General features: G+C 50.5%; 1 protein-coding gene and 1 pseudogene. Both read left to right on the top strand.

The window, feature by feature from the left end; all coding sequences use genetic code 11:
• Positions 1-350: UDP-N-acetylglucosamine--LPS N-acetylglucosamine transferase (locus O3648_RS08355; protein WP_371569586.1), on the top strand; the 350-nt coding region annotated here is incomplete at its 5' end.
• Between the two features lie 278 nt (positions 351-628).
• Positions 629-1,082 (top strand): annotated as a pseudogene (locus tag O3648_RS08350) (glycosyl transferase); the annotation flags it as partial.

Here is a 1,082-nt window from a genome sequence, read left to right as displayed (position 1 = left end):
AGCAGCCCGATGTTGAATCTTCTCTGGCTGATGAGAAGACCTATTGGGCTTATTACCCAACCACTCGAAATATTAAGAACGCTATTCGTAATCTGTTCTTGGCATTTCATATTTTTCCGAAGGAACATCCGGATGCGGTTGTTTCTGCCGGCGCCGGTGTTGCCGTTCCTTTCTTTGTGGCGGCTAAACTCTTTGGCGTAAAGACTCTTTATATTGAGTGTTTTGACCGCCCGACTCTACCGACGATGACTGGCAAGATATTATACACCTTTGCTGATCGAATGATTGTTCAGAGCGAGGAACAGCAGGAGAATTTCCCTGATTCTCGTGTAATTCATCCCATTTTCTAAGAGTGATGAATTTATCCTGAAAATAGCGTCCTCGCGTGTACTGAGGGCCTTATTTTCAGGGTATGGTATTTAATTAATACATACAGATACGCATAAGTCGTACACTCCACTATGGACTCACCATCCAAGCGAACTAACCACTCGCCAGAGAAGCGTATGCGGAGATTACTCACCATTTTCTCCGGCACGACACCGCCGCATATACCAATGATGCCCTCCGGATTTTTGCGTCAAGTATACGGGGTTACTACCGATAAATACGTAGAGAGGAATAGGCTATGTCTATTCAGAACTTCCCCCGCGTCAGCGTTGATACTTCCAAGTTCGACCTGCCCGTATTTACCCCTGCCGTCGCGCCCGTTCATATTCCTACTAAGACATACGATTTGGTGGTGTCCCTCGGCACCGACGTTCACACTTTTGATCGTCTCCTGTGTTGGGTTGAGGCTTATCTTGAGGCTCACCCCGAGGTCACCTGCCTCGTGCAGCATGGCCACACTGCTCCCATTAAGCACGCAGACAACCTTAAGCTTCTTCCCGCCTCCGAGCTGCTGGACTACTATGCAACAGCACGCGTAGTACTGGTTCAGGGCGGACCCGGCTCCATCCATGATGCACGCCGTACCGGCGCTCTGCCCCTGGCTGTTCCGCGCCGCGCAGAGTTCGACGAAGTCGTTGACAACCACCAGGTCCCCTTCACCACTCTGATGGAGAAACGCGGTCACGCTGTTG

Source organism: Rothia sp. 27098_8_161, from assembly GCF_041432905.1.
Classification (GTDB): domain Bacteria; phylum Actinomycetota; class Actinomycetes; order Actinomycetales; family Micrococcaceae; genus Rothia.
This window is presented reverse-complemented; position numbering and strand designations above follow the sequence as displayed.